Here is a 1,650-nt window from a genome sequence, read left to right as displayed (position 1 = left end):
GCAGGGCGGCGACGAGATCCGGCGTCCCGGGCAGGAACCAGCGGCGCTTGGTCACGTCATGCCCCTCACGACGGCGAGCGTCGCGGCGGCGAGCCCGCCGGCGGCCGGGAGCGTGATCAGCCACGCGAGGCCCATGTTCCGCACGACCGCCCAGTGCACGTGACGCCACCGGCGACGCCCGATGCCCACCCCGACGACCGACGAGGCGACCACCTGCGAGGTCGACGCGGGCGCGCCCAGGAGCGACGCGCCCAGGATCACCCCGGCCGACGACGACTGGCTGGCGAACGCCTCGACAGGGCGGATGGGGTAGATGCCGCGGCCCACGGTGCGGATGATCCGCCATCCACCCATGGCGGTGCCAGCCGTCAGCGCCGATGCCACCGCCAGCACCGCCCACGTCGGCGGACTGAGCGAGCTGATCCGCCCGTCGGCCAGCAGGAGCGCCGCGACCACGCCGATCGTCTTCTGCGCGTCGTTGGCCCCGTGACTGAACGCCAGGGCGGCGGACATGCCCCACTCGCCGACGCGCACCGGCGTACGCCAGCGACGGGTCGCCCTGCGCGCCTGCCGGCGCAGCCCGCGTACCGCGAGGACCGAGGCGACCAGGCCCAGAGCCGGGGAGGCGGCCAGCGCGATGAGCGAGCCGACGAACCCGACCGGGTGGAGCCCGTCGAGTCCGCCCCACCGCACCGCCCCCGTCCCGCCCTCCAGCAGGGCCGCGCCGACCAGCCCGCCCACCAGCGCGTGCCCGGAACTCGACGGCAGGCCCAAGCGCCACGTCACGAGGTTCCAGGCGACCGCTGCGGCGAGCCCACAGCCCACGACCCGCGCGACCAGCGCCGGCTCGACCTCGACGATGCCGCCGACCGTGTCGGCCACCGCGGCACCGACGAGGAGCGGCCCCAGCATGTTGAAGACGCAGCCCAGCAGCAGGCCCTGCAGCGGGGTCGCCGCCCGGGTCGCGACGAGCGTCGCGATCGCGTTCGACGCGTCGTGCAGCCCGTTCGTCACCGCGAACGCGAGGGCAAGCGCGAAGGCGACGAGGAGACCGACGTCCATGGGCGCCAGTCTGCACCACCCTCAGCACGGGTGGGCAGGGTTCGCGCCAGGCGTCCTCAGCAGCGGGTGGCTGCGCCCTGCAGCGCTGCGCGGACCGCCTCGGCGTGCAGGTCCTCGATCGCGGCGAGCAGCGCCATCACGGTGGGGTGCGCGGCCGAGTCGCCCTCCCGCTCCGGATGCTCACCCTGCGAGAACTGGGCGAGCGCGCCCCGCAGAACGCCGAGACGGGCGACGCTGGACTCGATCCTGGCGTTCGCGTCCGCGCCCACGATGACCGCGTACTCGTCGACCAGGGAGGTGAGCTCGCGCAGCGCCAGCGCCTCGTCCGTCGTGAGCTGGGTGAGTGCGAACCGGGCTTCCCGGACCGTCCGCAGCGCGTGCAGTGCCCCGTCGACCTGCGCAGGGGTCAGGTCGAACACGACGGTCACGACGGGCAACCCGTCGTCGTCGAAACGGACGTCTATGAGGTGGGGAAGGTCGTGCACGCTCATACAGGTGTATCGGACCGGACGGCCGGATGGATGAGCCGTGAGGCTCAGGAGCCCGGTACATGGTGCCTTTTCCCGGCGGAGGGCCGCCTGAATCCCG

The 1,650-nt window shown here is 73.8% G+C and carries 2 protein-coding genes; both read right to left on the bottom strand.

The features are described from left to right. Positions 1-51: 51 nt before the first annotated feature. On the bottom strand, positions 52-1,062 hold the full coding sequence (locus tag ABYE80_RS20660) for an anion permease (RefSeq protein WP_372792305.1): 1,011 nt from the start codon (positions 1,060-1,062) through the stop codon (positions 52-54). A 56-nt stretch (positions 1,063-1,118) separates the two neighbouring features. Continuing rightward, on the bottom strand, positions 1,119-1,553 hold the full coding sequence (locus ABYE80_RS20655; RefSeq protein ID WP_372792303.1) for a hypothetical protein: 435 nt from the start codon (positions 1,551-1,553) through the stop codon (positions 1,119-1,121). Between the last annotated feature and the right edge of the window lie 97 nt (positions 1,554-1,650).

Source organism: Paraconexibacter sp. (assembly GCF_041602235.1).
Taxonomy (GTDB): domain Bacteria; phylum Actinomycetota; class Thermoleophilia; order Solirubrobacterales; family Solirubrobacteraceae; genus Paraconexibacter.
The sequence above is the reverse complement of the archived record's forward strand: the minus strand, read 5'-3'. Positions and strand labels throughout refer to the sequence as shown.